Origin of the sequence: Micromonospora sp. NPDC049559 (assembly GCF_040676675.1) — a bacterium.
In the GTDB taxonomy this organism is placed as follows: domain Bacteria; phylum Actinomycetota; class Actinomycetes; order Mycobacteriales; family Micromonosporaceae; genus JBFAPK01.
Genome location: NZ_JBFAPK010000001.1, coordinates 686,022 through 702,212 on the forward strand (window position 1 = coordinate 686,022; position 16,191 = coordinate 702,212).

Annotated in this window: 13 protein-coding genes; 3 read left to right on the top strand and 10 right to left on the bottom strand. The window is 72.9% G+C overall.

Annotated elements, in window-relative coordinates; translation table 11 throughout:
- Window positions 1-65 precede the first annotated feature (65 nt).
- The 5 genes from AB0J86_RS03055 to AB0J86_RS03075 form a co-directional block, all read right to left on the bottom strand.
- A complete protein-coding gene (locus tag AB0J86_RS03055) occupies window positions 66-2,465 on the bottom strand; it encodes a carboxypeptidase regulatory-like domain-containing protein (protein WP_363851508.1) in 2,400 nt (799 codons plus the stop codon).
- A 413-nt stretch (window positions 2,466-2,878) separates the two neighbouring features.
- A complete protein-coding gene (locus AB0J86_RS03060; protein WP_363851511.1) occupies window positions 2,879-3,634 on the bottom strand; it encodes a LytTR family DNA-binding domain-containing protein in 756 nt (251 codons plus the stop codon).
- Between the two features lie 25 nt (window positions 3,635-3,659).
- Complete coding sequence (locus AB0J86_RS03065; protein ID WP_363851513.1) at window positions 3,660-4,886, bottom strand: histidine kinase; 1,227 nt, start codon at window positions 4,884-4,886, stop codon at window positions 3,660-3,662.
- 185 nt (window positions 4,887-5,071) lie between these two features.
- Window positions 5,072-6,646, bottom strand: coding sequence for a sugar transferase (locus AB0J86_RS03070; protein ID WP_363851515.1), 1,575 nt, complete (start codon window positions 6,644-6,646; stop codon window positions 5,072-5,074).
- Between the two features lie 253 nt (window positions 6,647-6,899).
- Window positions 6,900-7,760 (bottom strand): DNA-formamidopyrimidine glycosylase family protein, encoded by an 861-nt coding sequence (locus AB0J86_RS03075; RefSeq protein WP_363851518.1) that lies wholly within the window; start codon window positions 7,758-7,760, stop codon window positions 6,900-6,902.
- A 154-nt stretch (window positions 7,761-7,914) separates the two neighbouring features.
- Here AB0J86_RS03075 and AB0J86_RS03080 point away from each other — a divergent pair, with 154 nt between their 5' ends.
- On the top strand, window positions 7,915-9,132 hold the full coding sequence (locus tag AB0J86_RS03080) for a glycosyltransferase family 4 protein (RefSeq protein WP_363851521.1): 1,218 nt from the start codon (window positions 7,915-7,917) through the stop codon (window positions 9,130-9,132).
- A 69-nt stretch (window positions 9,133-9,201) separates the two neighbouring features.
- On the opposite strand, the gene AB0J86_RS03085 is transcribed toward AB0J86_RS03080, so the two are convergent.
- The 5 genes from AB0J86_RS03085 to AB0J86_RS03105 form a co-directional block, all read right to left on the bottom strand.
- Window positions 9,202-9,927: a CDP-alcohol phosphatidyltransferase family protein gene (locus AB0J86_RS03085; RefSeq protein ID WP_363851524.1), complete on the bottom strand. Its 726-nt coding sequence runs from the start codon at window positions 9,925-9,927 to the stop codon at window positions 9,202-9,204.
- Window positions 9,902-10,969 (bottom strand): iron-containing alcohol dehydrogenase family protein, encoded by a 1,068-nt coding sequence (locus AB0J86_RS03090; RefSeq protein WP_363851527.1) that lies wholly within the window; start codon window positions 10,967-10,969, stop codon window positions 9,902-9,904. The genes AB0J86_RS03085 and AB0J86_RS03090 overlap by 26 nt, the downstream gene beginning before the upstream one ends.
- Complete coding sequence (locus AB0J86_RS03095; protein WP_363851530.1) at window positions 10,957-11,688, bottom strand: phosphocholine cytidylyltransferase family protein; 732 nt, start codon at window positions 11,686-11,688, stop codon at window positions 10,957-10,959. Before AB0J86_RS03095 ends, AB0J86_RS03090 begins: the two co-directional genes overlap by 13 nt.
- 275 nt (window positions 11,689-11,963) lie before the next feature.
- Window positions 11,964-12,710, bottom strand: coding sequence for a hypothetical protein (locus AB0J86_RS03100; RefSeq protein ID WP_363851532.1), 747 nt, complete (start codon window positions 12,708-12,710; stop codon window positions 11,964-11,966).
- Window positions 12,707-13,156 carry an NUDIX domain-containing protein gene (locus AB0J86_RS03105; RefSeq protein WP_363851535.1) on the bottom strand — a complete coding sequence of 150 codons (450 nt, stop codon included), beginning with the start codon at window positions 13,154-13,156 and terminating at the stop codon, window positions 12,707-12,709. Before AB0J86_RS03105 ends, AB0J86_RS03100 begins: the two co-directional genes overlap by 4 nt.
- A 224-nt stretch (window positions 13,157-13,380) precedes the next feature.
- Here AB0J86_RS03105 and AB0J86_RS03110 point away from each other — a divergent pair, with 224 nt between their 5' ends.
- A complete protein-coding gene (locus tag AB0J86_RS03110; protein WP_363851538.1) occupies window positions 13,381-14,475 on the top strand; it encodes a PLP-dependent aminotransferase family protein in 1,095 nt (364 codons plus the stop codon).
- Between the two features lie 443 nt (window positions 14,476-14,918).
- The gene (gene corA, locus AB0J86_RS03115; protein ID WP_363851541.1) at window positions 14,919-16,073 is read left to right on the top strand and encodes a magnesium/cobalt transporter CorA; all 1,155 of its coding nucleotides are present in this window, start codon (window positions 14,919-14,921) and stop codon (window positions 16,071-16,073) included.
- Window positions 16,074-16,191 lie beyond the last annotated feature (118 nt).

Below are 16,191 nucleotides of genomic sequence, written 5' to 3' on the forward strand. Positions count from 1 at the left end.
GCGGACCGGCCCTCCCGTGTGTGCTGTCGACGTACGTGGTGTCGACGTTTGCGCTGCTCCGCGGTTCAGTCCGTCGGTACCACGATCTCGACGGTCAGCGTCCCGCTGGCCGGTACGAGATAGACGCCGGCCGACGGCGGCGTGGGCCGGCGCGGGGCGGAACCCGTCGCCGCCGCCGTACCGGTGGTGGCCGGCGCCGTGGGCGTGCCGGCCGGCGACGCGGCGGCGGTCGGCGGGGCCGTCGGTGCGAGCGTGACCGTGGCCGACGGTGCCGGAGCACCTGGCGGCAGCGACCGGCGCGGCGGTACGAGCCGGGCCGGTTCCGACGGTGGGGTGCTCGCGATCTCCGTGGGAGTCGGGGCGCCCGGCGTCACCGTCGCGTTCCCGCCGGCCGCCGCGTCTCCACCGGCCGGCGCGGCCCGCCCGTCGCGTCGCGGTGCCGGCTGCGGGACGTACTCGCTGCGGTAGTACCGCCCCTCGGCGTCGCCGACCTCGTAGCTGAAGTAGACGGGCTGGCTCGGCAGGACCGGGAACCGGTAGCGCCCGTCCGCATTCACCCAGACCGTACCGGCGACGTCGCCGGTGCCGGCGTTGTGCGCCTGCACGAACCCGTTCCCGAGTGGCTCGCCCGCCCGGCTGGTGATGGTGCCGTCGACGGTGACGGAGTCCTTGCGCAGGCCGATGTCGTACGTGGCGGTGCCACCGGCCGGGACCTTGATCCGAGTCGCCTCGTACCGACTGGCCACGCCGCCCGACCACTGGTCCGGGTAATCGTCGTAACCCAGGAAGAGCAGGGGCCACTCGTACGGGCCCAGCTCCGTGATCTGGTACCTGCCGTTGGCGTCGGTGGTGATGTCCTCGGGCGGGCCGGAGCCGGCGTGGTAGGAGAGGAGGCTCACCCGCGCGTCAACGACCGGAGCACCGGTCGCCTTGTCGGTCACCCGGCCCGAGATGGTGCCCGCCCTGTCGAGCAGCACCCTCGGGCCGGCGACGGTCGTCCCCGCCTTAACCAGCACGGTCACCACCGCGCGCTGGTCGCCGGTGCCGCCCGACGCGCCGACCCACTGCCGCCCGTATCCCGACGGCGGATCCGACCAGCCGGGATCGGCGAAGAGGTTGTACGAGCCGGCCTCCAGCGGGCCGATGGTCATCCGTCCGGCGCCGTCGGTGCAATCGCCGTAGCCGTCGGGCAGGTGCGGGTTCCGTACGGTGAGCGCGAAGACGCAGACGTCGGCCAGGGGCGCGCCCGTCGCGCGGTCGACGACGGTGGTGGTGATCCGACCGGCGAGCCGCAGCCGGACCGTGACGTCGACCGTCTTGTTCGCCTGGACCTCGACGAACGGGGTTTCCTGCGGGAAGTAGCTGCCGTCCTCGGTGCGGACGTAGAACTGCTGGCGGCTGCCCTCCGGCAGTCCGCTCAGAATCACCGCCCCGGTGCCGTTGCTGCATTCACCGTCCGCGCAGAAGTTGGCGACCGGCGCGCCCGTGTCGGCGTCGACGGCGAGGACGCGGACCGAACCGGTCGGCAGCAGGCTGTCGGCGATTCGGGCGTCCTGGTTCGCCGTCACCACGACCTGGTCGGCGTGCTCGTAGTCGAGCTTGCCCCGGTAGTACTGGTAGCGGTCGCCATGCTCGAACGAGACCCGGTACGCGCCGGCCAGCAGGGTCGGGAGGGTGAACTCTCCGTTGTCGTCGGCGGTCGTGGTCTCGTACCCGGGCTCGGCCCTGACGTAGGCCCCGGCCAGCGGCGCGCCGTTGGGCGCGGTGAGCCGCCCCGACAGGCTGCCCGTGCCGAGCGCGGTGTCGTCGGCGACAACCTCCTCGTTCGGCCGTACCTCGAACACGGTGGCCGCGGCTTCGTCGATCTGCCCCGGTACGTACTGGTCCTGGTACGACCCCGGGACGGGTGTGAAGGAGACGACGTACCGGCCGGGCAGCGCGGAGATCCGGTAACGGCCGTCGTCGTCGGTGAAACCGTACGCGCTGTCCCCGGTCTCCATCTGCCGGGCGAAGATGCTCAACGCGGGGACGGGAGCGCCGGCGGCGTCCTTGATCTGGCCGACGATGGTGCCGCCGGCCAGGAGTTGCTCGTCCACCCGGGTCGCCGTTCCGTTGACGACCGCGATGCCGTCGGCGTCCGAGAGGCTCCGCTTGTGCAGGTGGTACTGCTCGGGCCCGCCCTCCGGCGCGAAGCCGAGGAAGTACGACCCCGTGCCGAGATTGCCGAAGCGGTAGTTACCGCCGCCGTCGGCCCGTGTGGAGCTGACGTATTCCCTGGTCTCGAAGGGCTTTTCGGCATAGAGGTCCACCCGGGCGTTGGCGGCTGCCGCGCCGCTGGCCGTGGTGAGGTGGCCGGTGATCGATCCGGTGCCGGTGGCCGCCGCCGCGGGGGGTGACCCCACCAGGACGACGGCCCCGAGTGTCGCGCCGGCCAGGACGGCGCGGCGCGTCAGGGGAAATCGCAATTGACGTCCTCAAGGGAGAGAGAGCGACTGCCGGGACGCCCGTTTGCCGTGCATATGCATGCGTCGATCCGCGCCCCGGGTCGAGATTGACCGGGCGACGATATTTCACCGCCGCCGCGCCTGGTCTCGGCCGTTCGGGCGGGACTCGTACGGGCCGAGTCGGCCGAGGGAGTGGTGGATAACCTGTGGATAGTCGCCCAAGGTTGTGGATAACTCGCTCGACAGTGGGTCGGACCAGCGCGTACGTCGGCGTGGACGATGTGGAAAACTCCACCGACCGCCCGGTTCCGGTCCACCCCCAGCCGGCGGGCGCTGGATCCGCTTCGACCCCGGCTCCGGTCCGCCCCTGCCCGACGGCGTGGACTCCATCCCGGCCCCGCGTGCCTGCCTGGATCTTGTCCCGACCCCGCCGGCTACCGGTTCCAGTCCTGTTTCGCCGCGCGGACCAGCTTGTCCTTCAGCTCCCTGGTGTGCCGGCGGCTGACCGGCAGCTCGGTGCCGTCGACCACCACCACGTAACCGGAGTTGGCCAGCCGCAGCTCGGCGATCAACCGAAGCTGCACCAGGTACGAGCGGTGGATCCGGACGAACCCGGCGTCGGCCCAGCGCTCGGCGAGCGTCGCCAGCGGCACCCGGACCAGGTGGGAGCTCTCGGCCGTGTGCAGCCGCGCGTAGTCGCCCTGCGCCTCGACCCACCGTACGGCCGAGCGCGGCAGCATCCGCGTGGTCCCCGCCAGCTCCACCGGGATCGTCGGGTCCTCCTCCGCCCGGGCCAGCGCGGCGGGGTGGCTCGGTACCACCCGGGAGCCGACCACCCGGCGCAGCGACTCGGCCAGCCGCTCGGCCCGTACCGGCTTGCGCACGTAGTCGGTGACGCCCAGGTCGAAGGCGTCCACCGCCGCGTCGTCGTACGCGGTGACGAAGACGATCGCCGGCGGCCGTGCGAACCGGCGCAACAGCCGGGCCAGCTCCATCCCGTCGAGACCGGGCATGCGGATGTCCAGGAAGACCGCGTCGACGTCGGTGTCGCGCAGCACCCGCAGCGCCTCGGTGGCGTCCGAGGCGGTGTGCAGGCGGGCCACCCGTGGATCCGCGCGCAGGTGGTAGGCCAACTCGTCCAGGGCAGGCGGTTCGTCGTCCACCGCGAGCACGCGCAGGAAGCCGGTCACGTCCACTCCTCACCGCCGCGGCCGGTCACGCACTGGCCCGTACGTGCCGGTGGAACTTCGGGATCCGCATGCTCACCTTCGTACCCGACCCGACCCCGGTCTCCACGACCAGCCCGTACTGGTCGCCGAAGACGGAGCGGAGCCGCTCGTCCACGTTGGAGAGTCCGACGTGCTGGCCGGAGTCCTCGACCGGGTCCGCGGACGACTCCGGGTCGCCCGCCGCCAGGCCCGCCACCAGTACCGCCGGGTCCATGCCGACGCCGTCGTCCTCCACGGTGATGTGGCACTCGGCGCCCGCGTCCCGCGCCTCGATGCTGACCATGCCGGTACCGGGCTTGCGGGACAGGCCGTGCCGTACCGCGTTCTCGACCAGCGGTTGCAGGCAGAGGAACGGCACGCCGACCGGTAGCACCTCGGGCGCGATCTGGAGGCGTACCTGCAACCGGTCGCCGAACCGGGCGCGCTCGATCGTGAGGTAGCGGTCGATCGAGCGAAGCTCCTCGGCGAGCGTGGTGAACTCGCCGTGGGCCCGGAACGAGTACCGGGTGAACTCGGCGAACTCCAGGATCAGTTCGCGGGCCCGCTCCGGGTCGGTACGGACGAACGAGGCGATCGCGGTCAGCGCGTTGTAGATGAAGTGCGGGCTGATCTGCGCCCGGAGCGCCCGTACCTCGGCGCGGGCCAGCCGCTCCCGCGACGAGTCGAGTTCGGCCAGCGCGAGCTGGGTGCTCGCCCAGTGGGCGGTCTCCAGGGTCGCCTGCACCAGGCCGGGGGCGGGGTGGTCGTCGGCGACGGCGACCAGCGCGCCGGTCGCCCGCCCCGGCCCGGCCAGCGGCGCCACCACGGCACCCCGGACCGGGCAGTCCACCCGGTCGCAGTGCAGCTCCGACTGACCCAGTACCGCCGACCGGTCGCTGGTGATCGCCCGGCGGGCGGCCGCGGCCAGTTGCTCGCCGTGGTGGCCGCCCCGCCCGTCGAGCGCGAGCAGGCCGTTGGCGTCGAAGAGGGCGAGACCGGCCGCCCCGACCAGGGTGCGCAGGTGGCGTACGGCCTTCCCGGCGGCGGTCGCGCTGAGGCCGGTGCGCAGCGGGTCGGCGGCGAGTCCGGCGGTGTGCAGCACGTCGTACGTCGCCCGCTGGGTCGCCGTGGCGATGCTCCGGCGGGCCCGCAGCCGTACCACCGCGAACATGGCGGCGCCGAGCGCGCTCACCAGCGCGACGACCGCGAGCGCCGCGGACAGGTTCGCCCTCACGCACAGATCTAAACCGCTCGACGGCCCCGGGGCAATGTCGCAACCCGCGCCGTCCCCCGCCTGCGAGTCGCGCCGCCGCCCGCAGGCGTCACCAAGCGGAGGGAGCGAAGCGACTGGAGCGACTGGCGCCTACAGGGCGGCTTTCCGGGCGCGCGAGCCGCCCGAGCGGAGCGAGGGCCAGAAACTCAGTACGCGCCCTTGCGGGCGAGGACGACGCCGATGGTGCGCCAGAGGATGCTGAGGTCGTAGGCGAGGGACCAGTTGTCGACGTAGTAGAGGTCCAGCCGGACCGCCTCGTCCCAGGAGAGGTCGGAGCGGCCGGAGACCTGCCACAGGCCGGTCATGCCGGGGCGGACCAGCAGGCGGCGGCGGACGTCGCCGAGGAAGTCGCCGTCGTCGGCGGGGAGCGGGCGGGGGCCGACCAGGGACATCTCGCCCCAGAGCACGTTGATCAGCTGGGGCAGCTCGTCGAGGGAGCTGGCCCGCAGGAAGCGGCCGACCGGGAAGACCCGCGGATCCTGCTTGATCTTGAAGAGCATGCCGTCGGTCTCGTTCTGGTCGACCAGCCCGGCGAGCCGATCCTCGGCGTCGACGTACATGGTGCGGAACTTCCAGACCCGGAACGTACGGCCCTCGTGCCCGACCCGGGGCTGCCGGAAGAAGACCGGACCGGGGTCGGAGATCCGGATCGCGAGCGCGATCACGATGAAGAGCGGGATGAGCAGCAACAGCCCGAGACCGGCCGCGACCCGGTCCATCAGGTTTTTCACCAGCAGGGCCGGACCCGACAGGGTCGGTTCCTCGACGTGCAGCAGCGGCAGGCCCTCGATGGGCCGGATGTGCACCCGGGGGCCGGCGATGTCGGTCAGCTGCGGGGCGACGATCAAGTCGACCCCGGAGCCCTCCAGCTGCCAGGCGAGCCGGCGCAGCTCGCCCGGTTCCGCGCTGGCCGAGCCGCAGACCGCGATCGTGTCCCCGCCGACCTCGCGGACCAGGGCGAGCACGTCGCGACCGGCGTAGACCGGCACCGGGGTCTCGATCCCGCGTACGGCGGCGTAGCCGTCGGTGAGGTGGATCGCGACCGGCACCAGGCCGGCGGCCGGGCTGCGGGTGACGGCGGTGTAGACCTCCAGCGCCTCGGGGAGCGTGCCCACCAGCACCATCCGGTGCGCGGCGTGCCCGGCCCGCTTGCGGATCACGTGCAGCACGTACCGGGCCAGGATGCGGGCGAGCAGGATCAGCACCATCGCGCCGACCAACGCGGTGGCGACCGAAAGCCGGGACAGGTCGAGCTGCCTGGCGAAGGCGATGAACGAGACGGTGGCGGCCACGGTCACCGCGGCCCGGACCACCCGTTTGAACTCGTCGGCGCCGAGGCCCAGGTAGCGGCGGTCGTACGCCCGGTTGCCCCAGAGCACCAGCAGCCAGCCGAGCGGGAGGAAACCGTACGCGATGCCGTAGAACCAGTTGTGCCAGCCGGAGAAGCCCGAGTTGGCCTGGGGAAGCAGGGCGATGGCGATCCAGCTGGCCAGCGCCGCCGCGCCGAAGTCGAGCAGGACGAGGACGACGGTGTAGGGCCGGTGCCACCGGGAGACGCGCCGGCGGGCCCGCGCCCACGCGGAGCGGGGTACGCCGTTGGTCGGGTTGGGCGTCGGCGGCTGGATCTCGAAGCTGTCGACGTGCCGCGCATAGTTGGTCCGGCCTGAGTTGCCTACCGGACGCTGGAGGCTTGTCGTCACCTCACCTACGTCCTCCCGCATGACACGCGCTGCCCACTCGCCATAAGGGCTCGGGTCGCCCACCGTCACAGTCTCCCACCGCGACACCCGGGAGAACTCGACCCGAGGGACATTACGCCCCACCGCCGCGCGGTGGGAGCCGGCCGGCCACCCCCGAAGACGGAGCCGGTAGACCGAGTCACTATACCGATGGATGGGGTCCGTGGAAGGGCTGCGCGCTGGGCAGTTGTACCGCTCGTGCGGCATTCCTTCCCCTGCTGGCGAATCTGGTTACTCACCGCACAAGCCGGGACAGCCGACGGTCAGCGAGCGGCTTGCCCCCGGTCTGGCAGGTCGGGCAGTACTGGAGGCTCGAATCGGCGAACGAGACCTCGCGCACCGTATCGCCACAGACGGGACAGGGAAGGCCAGTCCGGGCGTGGACCCGCAGGCCCGAGCGCTTCTCGCCCTTCAACTCGGCCGCCCGCTGCCCCACCGATCGGGCCACGGCGTCGCCCAGCACCGCCCGGGTCGCCTCGTGCAGCGCGGCGAGCTGCGCCTCCGTGAGCCGGTCGGTGATCGCGAACGGCGAGAGCCTGGCCGCGTGCAGGATCTCGTCGGAGTACGCGTTGCCGACCCCGGCCAGCACCTGCTGGTCGGTGAGCACCCCCTTGACCTGGCCCCGCCGGCTGCGCAGCCGCGCCGCGAAGGTCTCCAGGTCGGCCGCGAGCGCGTCCGGGCCCAGCTTGGCCACCCCCGGCACCTGCCCGGGGTCCATCACCAGGTACGCCGCGAGCTTCTTCTGGGTGCCGGCCTCGGTCAGGTCGAAGCCGGAGCCGTCGTCGAGGCGTACCCGTACCGCGATGGGGCCCTTGCCCGGTTTCAGCGGCGTGGCGGACGGAAACGACTCCCGGTAGTGCAGCCAGCCGGCGCGGGCCAGGTGGACCACCAGGTGCAGCTCGCCGTCGAGGACCACGTCGAGGAACTTGCCGTGCCGCCGGGCGTCCACGACCGCCCGCCCCGACGCCGTCGACGGCGCGGGGTCGTACGTCTTGAGCGCGCTGATCGCGGAGATCTCCAGCCGCTCGACGCGGTGGCCGACGGCCCGCTCACGCAGGTAACCGGCGAGCGCCTCCACCTCGGGTAACTCGGGCACGTCACCAACGGTAGCGTCTGTACGAGCCAGCGAGGGGGAGCGATCTCCGCGAGCCCCGCCGGCGCCGACGAGACCAGCCCGGCCGGCGAGCACGAGGAGCCCCGGCCGGCGGGACCGGGACCAGCCCGGCAGCCGCGGACGGAAGGTGAACACCGTGAAGGTGGTCGTTGCGCACAACCGGTACCGGGAGGCGGCTCCCTCCGGCGAGAACGTGATCGTCGACCTGGAGATCGCCCAGCTCGGGGCGGCCGGGGTCGAGGTGCTGCCGTTCCTGCGCAGCTCGGACGAGATCCCCACCATGCCCAAGACCGCCAAGGCGCTGCTGCCGATCTCGCCGATCTACGCGCCGCGGGCCCAGCACGACCTGGCCGAGCTGCTCCGGACGCACCGGCCGGACGTGCTGCACCTGCACAACCCGTACCCGCTGCTCTCGCCCTGGGTGGTCCGGACCGCGCACCGGTACGGCGTGCCGGTGGTACAGACCGTGCACAACTACCGCCAGGTCTGCTCCTCCGGCGTCTACTACCGGGACGGGCACATCTGCCAGGACTGCCGGGGCCGGGCGCTGGGCGTACCCGCGATCGTGCACCGCTGCTACCGCAACTCCCGGGCGCAGAGCGCGCTGATGGCGACCACCCTGGCCGTGCACCGGCCCACCTGGCGTTCGGTGGACCGCTACATCGCCCTCACCTCGGCCGTCGCCGAGCACCTGCGCGACTACGGCATCCCGGCCGAGCGGATCGTGGTCAAGCCGAACGCGATCCCCGACCCGGGCGCGCCCGCGCCGCTCGGCGACGGCTTCCTCTTCTACGGCCGGCTCTCCCCGGAAAAGGGGGTCGCGCTGCTGCTCAACGCCTGGCGGCAGCACCCGGAGGGGAGCCTCGGCCGGTTGCGGATCGCCGGCGACGGGGAGCTGCGGGAGCTGGTCGAGGCCGAGGCCGTCGAGCGGTCGGACGTCGAGTACCTGGGCGTGCTGGACCGGGACGGGGTGCGCGCGGCACTGCGGGACACCGCCGTCGTGCTGGCCGTACCGACCTGGCACGACGTCCTGCCCACCGTCGTGATCGAGGCGCTGGCCAGCGGCCGGCCGGTGCTCGGTACCGCGCTCGGCGGCGTGCCGTACCTGGTCGGCATGGACGATCCGGCGACCGCCGCCGGCTGGGTGGTACCGCCGGAGCCGGCCGCGCTGGCCGCCGCGCTGCCGGCGGCCCGCGAGCGCGCGGCCGCGCTGGCGCCGCTGGCCCGCGCCCGCTACGAGCGCACCTTCCACCCGGACGTGGTCACGGGCCGGCTGCTCGACGTGTACGCGGGCCTCGCCCGCCGCCCGGCGGACGCCCCGCACCCGTCGGACGCCCCGCACCCGTCGATCTAGGGCAAATCCCCGCTAGTGGATCTCTAATCACGACGATTTGCCCTAGATCGACGAGGCGGCGGCGCGGGGTCAGCGGAGTGCGGCGCGGGCGGTGAAGGCGATGCTGGCGAGCAGGAACCCGCCGTTGACCACGGTGAAGGCGGCGACCACCCAGACGCTCCACTGCGGGGCGAACGTCAGCACCAGCCCCGTCAGCGTGATCACGGCGCCGTAGTCGCGGACCAGCTTCACCACCCGTACCGGCAGGGAGGTCGAGGTGACCATGCTCGCCGCGTTCGGCCCCGACTGCATCACGGAGGTCACCAGGTTGACCATCCAGGTGCCCGCGAACGCCGCTACCAGCCAGACCGGGGTGCCGGGGCGCTGCGCCACGGCCGTCGTGCCCAGCGCCGTCACCAGTGCGATCTGCGCCGCCACGTCGCAGAGCACGTCGATCCGGGCCCCCGCCGGGCTGCCCTGGCCGGTGACCCGGGCCAACTGCCCGTCCGCGCAGTCGAGCGCGTACGCCACCTGCCAGCCGAGCAGCGCGGCCAGCCCGACGGCCCAGGCCGGTACGGCGCCGGCGGCGACCCGGTCGGCGAGCGCCACCGCGGTGACCGAGACGGCGAGCCCGAGCACCAGATTCGCCAGCGTCAACGCGGTCGGGCTGAGCCCGAGCCGGTGCGCGGTGAGCGCGAAGGCGGCCCCGAGCCGCTGGCTGATCGCCTCGCTGAACAGCCCACCGCCCCGGTTGACCCGGTAGAAATCGGCGGCGCCGGGGCGGAACGGCTCAGTTGAGGTGGTTGCGGAGTGCATCGCCGTAGTCTGCCAGCCGCTGCGCGGTCTGCTCGGGCGACAGGTCCAGGTGTTCGAGGATGGTGTACCGGTCCGGCCGGGTGCGCGGCGCGAACTGCACGGCCCGGACGAACTGGTCGTCGGTGAGCCCCACGTCGGACGGGAGCCGGGGCAGGTTGTGCCGGGCCAGGCAGGCCGACATCTGGGCGAAGCGGGGCCGGTCGCCGCGCAGCCAGGTGCAGAAGAGCGCGCCGAGTCCGGCGAGTTCCCCGTGCGAGGCGGTCTCCGGGAAGAGCGCGTCGACGGCGTGCATGATCTCGTGGCAGCCGCCGCTGGAGGGCCGGCTGGTGCCGCAGACCGCCATCGCCAGGCCACTGGCGATCAGCCCTTCGGCGAGGACCGTGACGAAGGCGTCGTCGGCCATGTCGCCCGGGTGGCTGAGCAGGGCCTCGGCGGCCATCCGGGCCAGCGAGGCGGCCAGGCCGTCGACCGGCTCGCCGCGTACCTCGCGGGCGAGTTCCCAGTCGGCGAGCGCGCTGATGTTGCTCACCACGTCGCCGATGCCGGCCCGGTTGTGCCGCTCCGGACCGCTCTCCACGAAGTCCAGGTCGACCAGGACGGCGATCGGGATGTGCACCCCGTACGAGCCCTTGATCCCGTCGCTGACCAGGCTGGCGACCGGCGACGCGATGCCGTCGTTGGCCAGGCTGGTCGCGATCGAGACCATCGGCAGCCCGCGCCGCGTCGCCGCGTACTTGGCGACGTCGATGGTCTTGCCGCCGCCGATGCCCACCACCGCGTCGTACGAGCGGGCGCGCAGCTTCCCGCCGAGGTCGTCCGCGGCCTCCAGCGTGCCCCCGGAGACCGTGAAGACGTCGGCCGAGCGCAGCGAGGGCTGGATCAGCTCGGCGATCCGCTCCCCCTGCCCGGGGCCGACCACCACCGCCACGTCACCGCCGGACGAGATCCGCCCGTCGGCCAGGATCGGGCCGAGGTCGGCGACCGCACCCCGGCGCACGTCGATGGCGAGCGGGGTCATGACCGTACGGGCTAGTAGCGGCATGCGATCTCCCGCGCCCGGGCCAGGTCCGCGTGGTTGTCGACCTCGACCCAGTCGACCTCGCCGATCGAGGCGGCCCGCACCTCGCCACCCCGGTCGGCGAACTCCTGGTAGCCGTCCTCGTAGTAGAGGTTCGGGTCGCGCCGCCAGGTGGTCTCCAGCGCGTCGGCCAACTCCGCGGCGACGTGCGGTTCGATCAGGGTCGCGCCGATGTACTCCCCGTACGCCTCGGCCGGGTCCATCAGCTTCGTGATCCGGGTCAGCTGGCCGTTCGCGTCGAAGGTGGTCTTCATCTCCTCGTCGGCGAGCCGCTTGATGTCGTCGACCGCGAGCAGGATGCCGGGACCGCGCTGGGCGAGCAGGGTCTTCTCCACCCCGACCGGGTGCACGGTGTCGCCGTTGACCAGCAGCGCGCCCTTGGCGAAGTGGTCCCGGGCCAGCCAGAGGGAGTAGGCGTTGTTCCACTCCTCGGCCTTGTCGTTGTGGACCAGGGTCAGCCGTACGCCGTACCGCTCCTGCAGCGCGGCCTGGCGGGACTCGACCGCCTCCGCGCGGTACCCCACCACCACGGTGACGTCGGTCAGCCCGACCTCGGCCAGGTTGCGCAGCGCGATGTCGAGGATCGTCGTCTCGCCGTCCACGGGCACGAGCGCCTTGGGCAGTGTGTCGGTGTACGGGCGCAGGCGACGCCCGGCACCGGCGGCGAGCACCAGACCGATCATCTCGGGTTCCTTCCTCACGACGGGGGCCACCACGGCGACGGCCGGTACCTCGGCGGCCGGTCCCCGCCCGCGGGCGCGGCGCCGGCCACCGCACGGAGGATAGCTCCGGGCCGGGTGGGCCAGTGGATCGCGCCCGTTCGTCCGTTCTTGGTACGGGGTTAAACCGCCCGTCACATCCGGTTTCCCCGCGGCGTCCGGTTCAGGCCGGCCCGAGCGCCGGAGCTGGCGTGTGCGCGAGCCCGGGTCGGCCCGTGCGTGCGCGGCGTCGGCCCGGGTCAGCCGGGCAGGGCGGCCAGGTCGGCGAGGAAGGTCAGCCGCTGCGCCGGCGGCAGTACCTCGTACGGTCCGGCCGCCCGACGGTCGGTTTCCGCCTCGATCGCCTCGCGCTCCGGTCCCGGGGCGAGGGCGGTGATGCTCCGGGCGGTGTGCCCGGCCGCCTGCCAGGCGGCGGCGTGCGCGTCGGCCCGGTGGTAGCGGAGGCTGCCGAGCCGGTTCAGCAGCAGAACGCCGGGCGGCGTGCCGTCCGGCTCGTGCGGGGGTGCCATGGCGTGGAAGGCGTCGCCGCCGTCGGTGGCCGCCGCTGCGAGCAGCCGGCCGAGCGCCTCCACCAGCCGGGCGACCCGTTCCGCGTGCCCGGACCAGATCTCGGCCGTCACTCCGGCGTGCAGCTGGTAGAGCTCCTGGAGGAAGGCGTGGCCGCGGGTGGTCGCGGCGAAGCCGCCGTCGACCCGGTGGATCATTCCGTGCGCCAGCTGCTTGTCCAGCACCCGCTGGCACTCGGCCGGGTCGGCGTACCGGGTGACCGCCGCGAAGCCGGCGCCGCTGACCACGCCGTAGGGGGCCGCCAGCCGGGTCCGGAAGTCGATCAGGAAGCCGATCGCGGCCGGGCCGCCGTACCGCTTGCCCAGCTCGATCCCGCCCCGGTCCCGGCTCGCCCGCATCGCCGCCGTGAAGACCCGGTCGACGGCCGGCGCGACCCGCCCCGCGAGGAGGTACGGCGCCAGCGGATCCTCGTCGCTCACAGGCCGATCGAGTGCAGCGCGGCGAACCCGTCCTCGGCGATGCGGCGGATCAGGCCATCGTTGACGTGACGGTGCTCGTCGAGCACGGCCAGTTCCCCCTCGGTGAGCCAGCGGAACTCGGTGTGCTTGCCGACCTCCAGCCGCGGGCGGCCCAGGTCGCCGTCGACGCGTACCAGGAAGTCGGTCTCCAGCCGCGCGAGCCCGTCGTCGCCGGTGTAGCGGTACTCGCCGACGGCGCCCAGTACGTGGGACAGCGTCCAGCCGGTCTCCTCCTCGACCTCGCGGCGCAGCGCCTCCTCGACCGTCTCGCCCGGCTCCAGGTGGCCGCCGACGACGTCCCAGCAATTGGGAAATAGGCGCCGGTGCGGGGAGCGGCGCTGGAAGAAGATCCGGCCGTCGTCGTCGACGATCAGAGCGCCGGCGCAGCGTAGGGGCTCGGTGGACACCGTACGACAGTAGCGACCCGCGGGACCTCGCAATAGTGCGTGGTTCCCCCGGTGCGCGGCCGTCCCCCGGGGCCCGGCCCCGAGCCCGCCGCGGCGGTCGGACGCGGACTCCCGCCCCGGGCCGGAGGGCGGAAGTCGCCGCTTTCCCCCGGGCGGGGGCTCACCATGCGGACACGGGCATACCTGCGCCGTTGTGGCCATGGTCACCCGTACGCTCAGTAGTCATGACTGCCGAGCAGCTGATCTCCTTTGCCCGCGGGGCGCCCTCGTTGGACATCATCGATATCGACGGGCTCAAGGCCGCGACGCTGCGTGCCTTCGAGGCCGATCCGGCCGGGATCACCGCCTACGGCCCGTCGGCCGGCTACGCGCCACTGCGGGAGTGGATTGCCGCCAAGCACGGCGTCGAGGTCGACCAGGTCCTGGTGACGAACGGATCCCTGCAGGCCGACGCCTTCCTCTTCGACTACCTCGTGGAGCCCGGTGACGCGGTCGTGGTGGAGCGGCCGACCTACGACCGGACGCTGCTGAACCTGCGACAGGCCGGTGGCGAGATCCACGCGGTGACCATCCAGCCGGACGGGGTGGACACCGACGAGCTGAGCAAGCTGCTTGAATCCGGCGTACGCCCCAAGGTCGCCCACATCATCCCGAACTACCAGAACCCGGCGGGGGTCACGCTGTCGCTGGAGAAGCGGCACGCGCTGCTCGATCTGGCCGCCCAGTACGGCTTCGTCATCTTCGAGGACGACCCGTACGCGGACATCCGGTTCCGGGGCGAGCAGCTGCCCACCATGCTCTCCCTGGACGACCGGGGCGTGGTGGTCCACGCCTCCAGCTTCACCAAGACCATCTGCCCCGGCGTCCGGGTCGGGTACCTGGTCGGGCCGGCGTCGCTGATCGCCGACATCGCGAAGCGGGCGACCAACCTTTACATCTCCCCGGGGATGGTGGCGCAGGGCACGGTGCACCAGTTCTGCGTCTCCGGTGACATCGGCCGCTCGGTCGAGACCGTCCGCGCCGCGCTCGGCGAGCGGGCCCGGGTACTGGCCGACTCGCTGCGGACGTACATCCCCGCGGCCCAGTTCGTGGAGCCGGACGGCGGCTACTTCCTCTGGATCGAGCTGCCGGCGGACGTACGCGGCGACGACCTGGCCCGCGCCGCCGCCGAGCGGGGGGTGGCCGTGGTCAAGGGCAGCGACTTCGCGCTCGACGGCGGGCAGCACGCGGTGCGGCTGGCGTACTCGGCGGTCACGGTCGACAAGATCGAAACTGGCGTACGCCGGCTGGCCGAGGCGGTCGAGGCCGTACGGCGCTGAGGTTCGCCGCGCACCGTCGGCAATTTCTGTCGGGTATCCGACAATTCCTCGTCATTGCCGGTCCGGGGTTCCCACCGGGCCGGCAAGAGGCACACAATGCTGCCAGCGCCCGCCGTCGAATCGGCGGGGCGCGTAGGCAGAACCCCCCGCCCCCCAAGGCGCCGGGTGGGCCGCCCGCACCTCACCCCCCGACGCGGCCGGTCCACCCGGCGCCGCCCCAAAGGAGAAGCAGCCGGATCGTCCCCACCCGGCGCCGCACGGCAGCACCGGCCAAGGAGAAACAGCCCGGCGCGGTCGGACCCGTCCCCACCCGGCGCCGTCCGGCAGCACCGGCCGAGGCGAGCAGGGGCGGCGGTCGGCCCCAGCTCTTGATCATTCGATCGTCGCTCGGTCGGCGTAGCCTGCAATCCGCGATGCATACCGGCGGAGGGAGGCAAGGCGCGATGACGGACCGGATTGATCGGGACCGGCGTACGGGTGACCGGGACGTGCGGATGGTAAGGGCGCGGCCGGCCTGGACCGCGCCGGTGCGCGCGATGACCCGCATGCTCAACACCGAGGGTAGTCAGCCGCGCCCCCGGCAGGCCCCCGACGAGCGCAGCTCGGTCGTCGACTGCGGTCTCTACGTCGACGGGGTACGCCAGCCCGGCGAGCACGGCTACGCCGAGGCGCTCGCCGCCGCGCGGCGCGAACAGCAGGGGTTCGTCTGGTTGGGGCTGCACGAGCCGGGCCCGGCCGAGATGGCCGCCATCGCCGAGACGTTCGGCCTGCACGAGCTGGCCGTCGAGGACGCCGTCAAGGCGGAGCAGCGACCCAAGCTGGAGCGCTTCGGCGACGTGAGCTTCCTGGTGCTCCGCACCGCGCGCTACGTGGAGCACGGCGAGCTGACCGAGAACTCCGAGGTGGTCGAGACCGGCCAGGTGATGCTCTTCATAGGGCCGCAGTTCGTGATCAGCGTCCGGCACGGCGACGCCTGCCGGCTCTCGCCGCTCCGGGCCGACCTGGAGAGCAAGCAGGAGCTGCTGGCGCACGGCCCCTGGGCGGTGGCGTACGCGGTCACCGACCGGGTGGTGGACCTCTACCTGGAGGTGGCCGACCAGGTCGAGGACGACCTCGACACCCTGGAAGCGCAGGTGTTCGGGCGCAACACGCACAGCCGGATCCAGCGGATCTACCAGATGAAGCGGGAACTGGTGGAGTTCAAGCGGGCCGTGGTGCCGTTGCAGCGCCCGATGCTGACGCTGACCGGCCCGACGGCCCGGGCCGACGTGCCGAAGGAGATCCGGCGCTACTTCCGGGACGTGCAGGACCACCTGACCCGTACGGTCGAGCAGGTGGCCTCGTACGACGACCTGCTCAACTCGATCCTCCAGGCGCGGCTCGCCCAGGTGACGGTGGAGCAGAACAACGACATGCGGAAGATCGCGGCGTGGGCCGCGATCGCCGCGGTCTGGACCGCCATCGCCGGGATCTACGGCATGAACTTCGACTTCATGCCCGAACTGCGCTGGGTCTACGGCTACCCGACCGTGTTGACGCTCATGTTGGCCGCATCACTGGTGCTGTACCGCTGGTTCCGGCGCAACGGCTGGCTCTGACCGCTACCGGCTATCGCGCCGGCCCCGGCCGGGGGGCGGCGGCGGGGGCGGGCCCCCCGGCGCCCGGGCGTGGGGGGGGGGCGGGGGGCGGCGCGGGGGGGGGGGCGCGGGCGGGGCG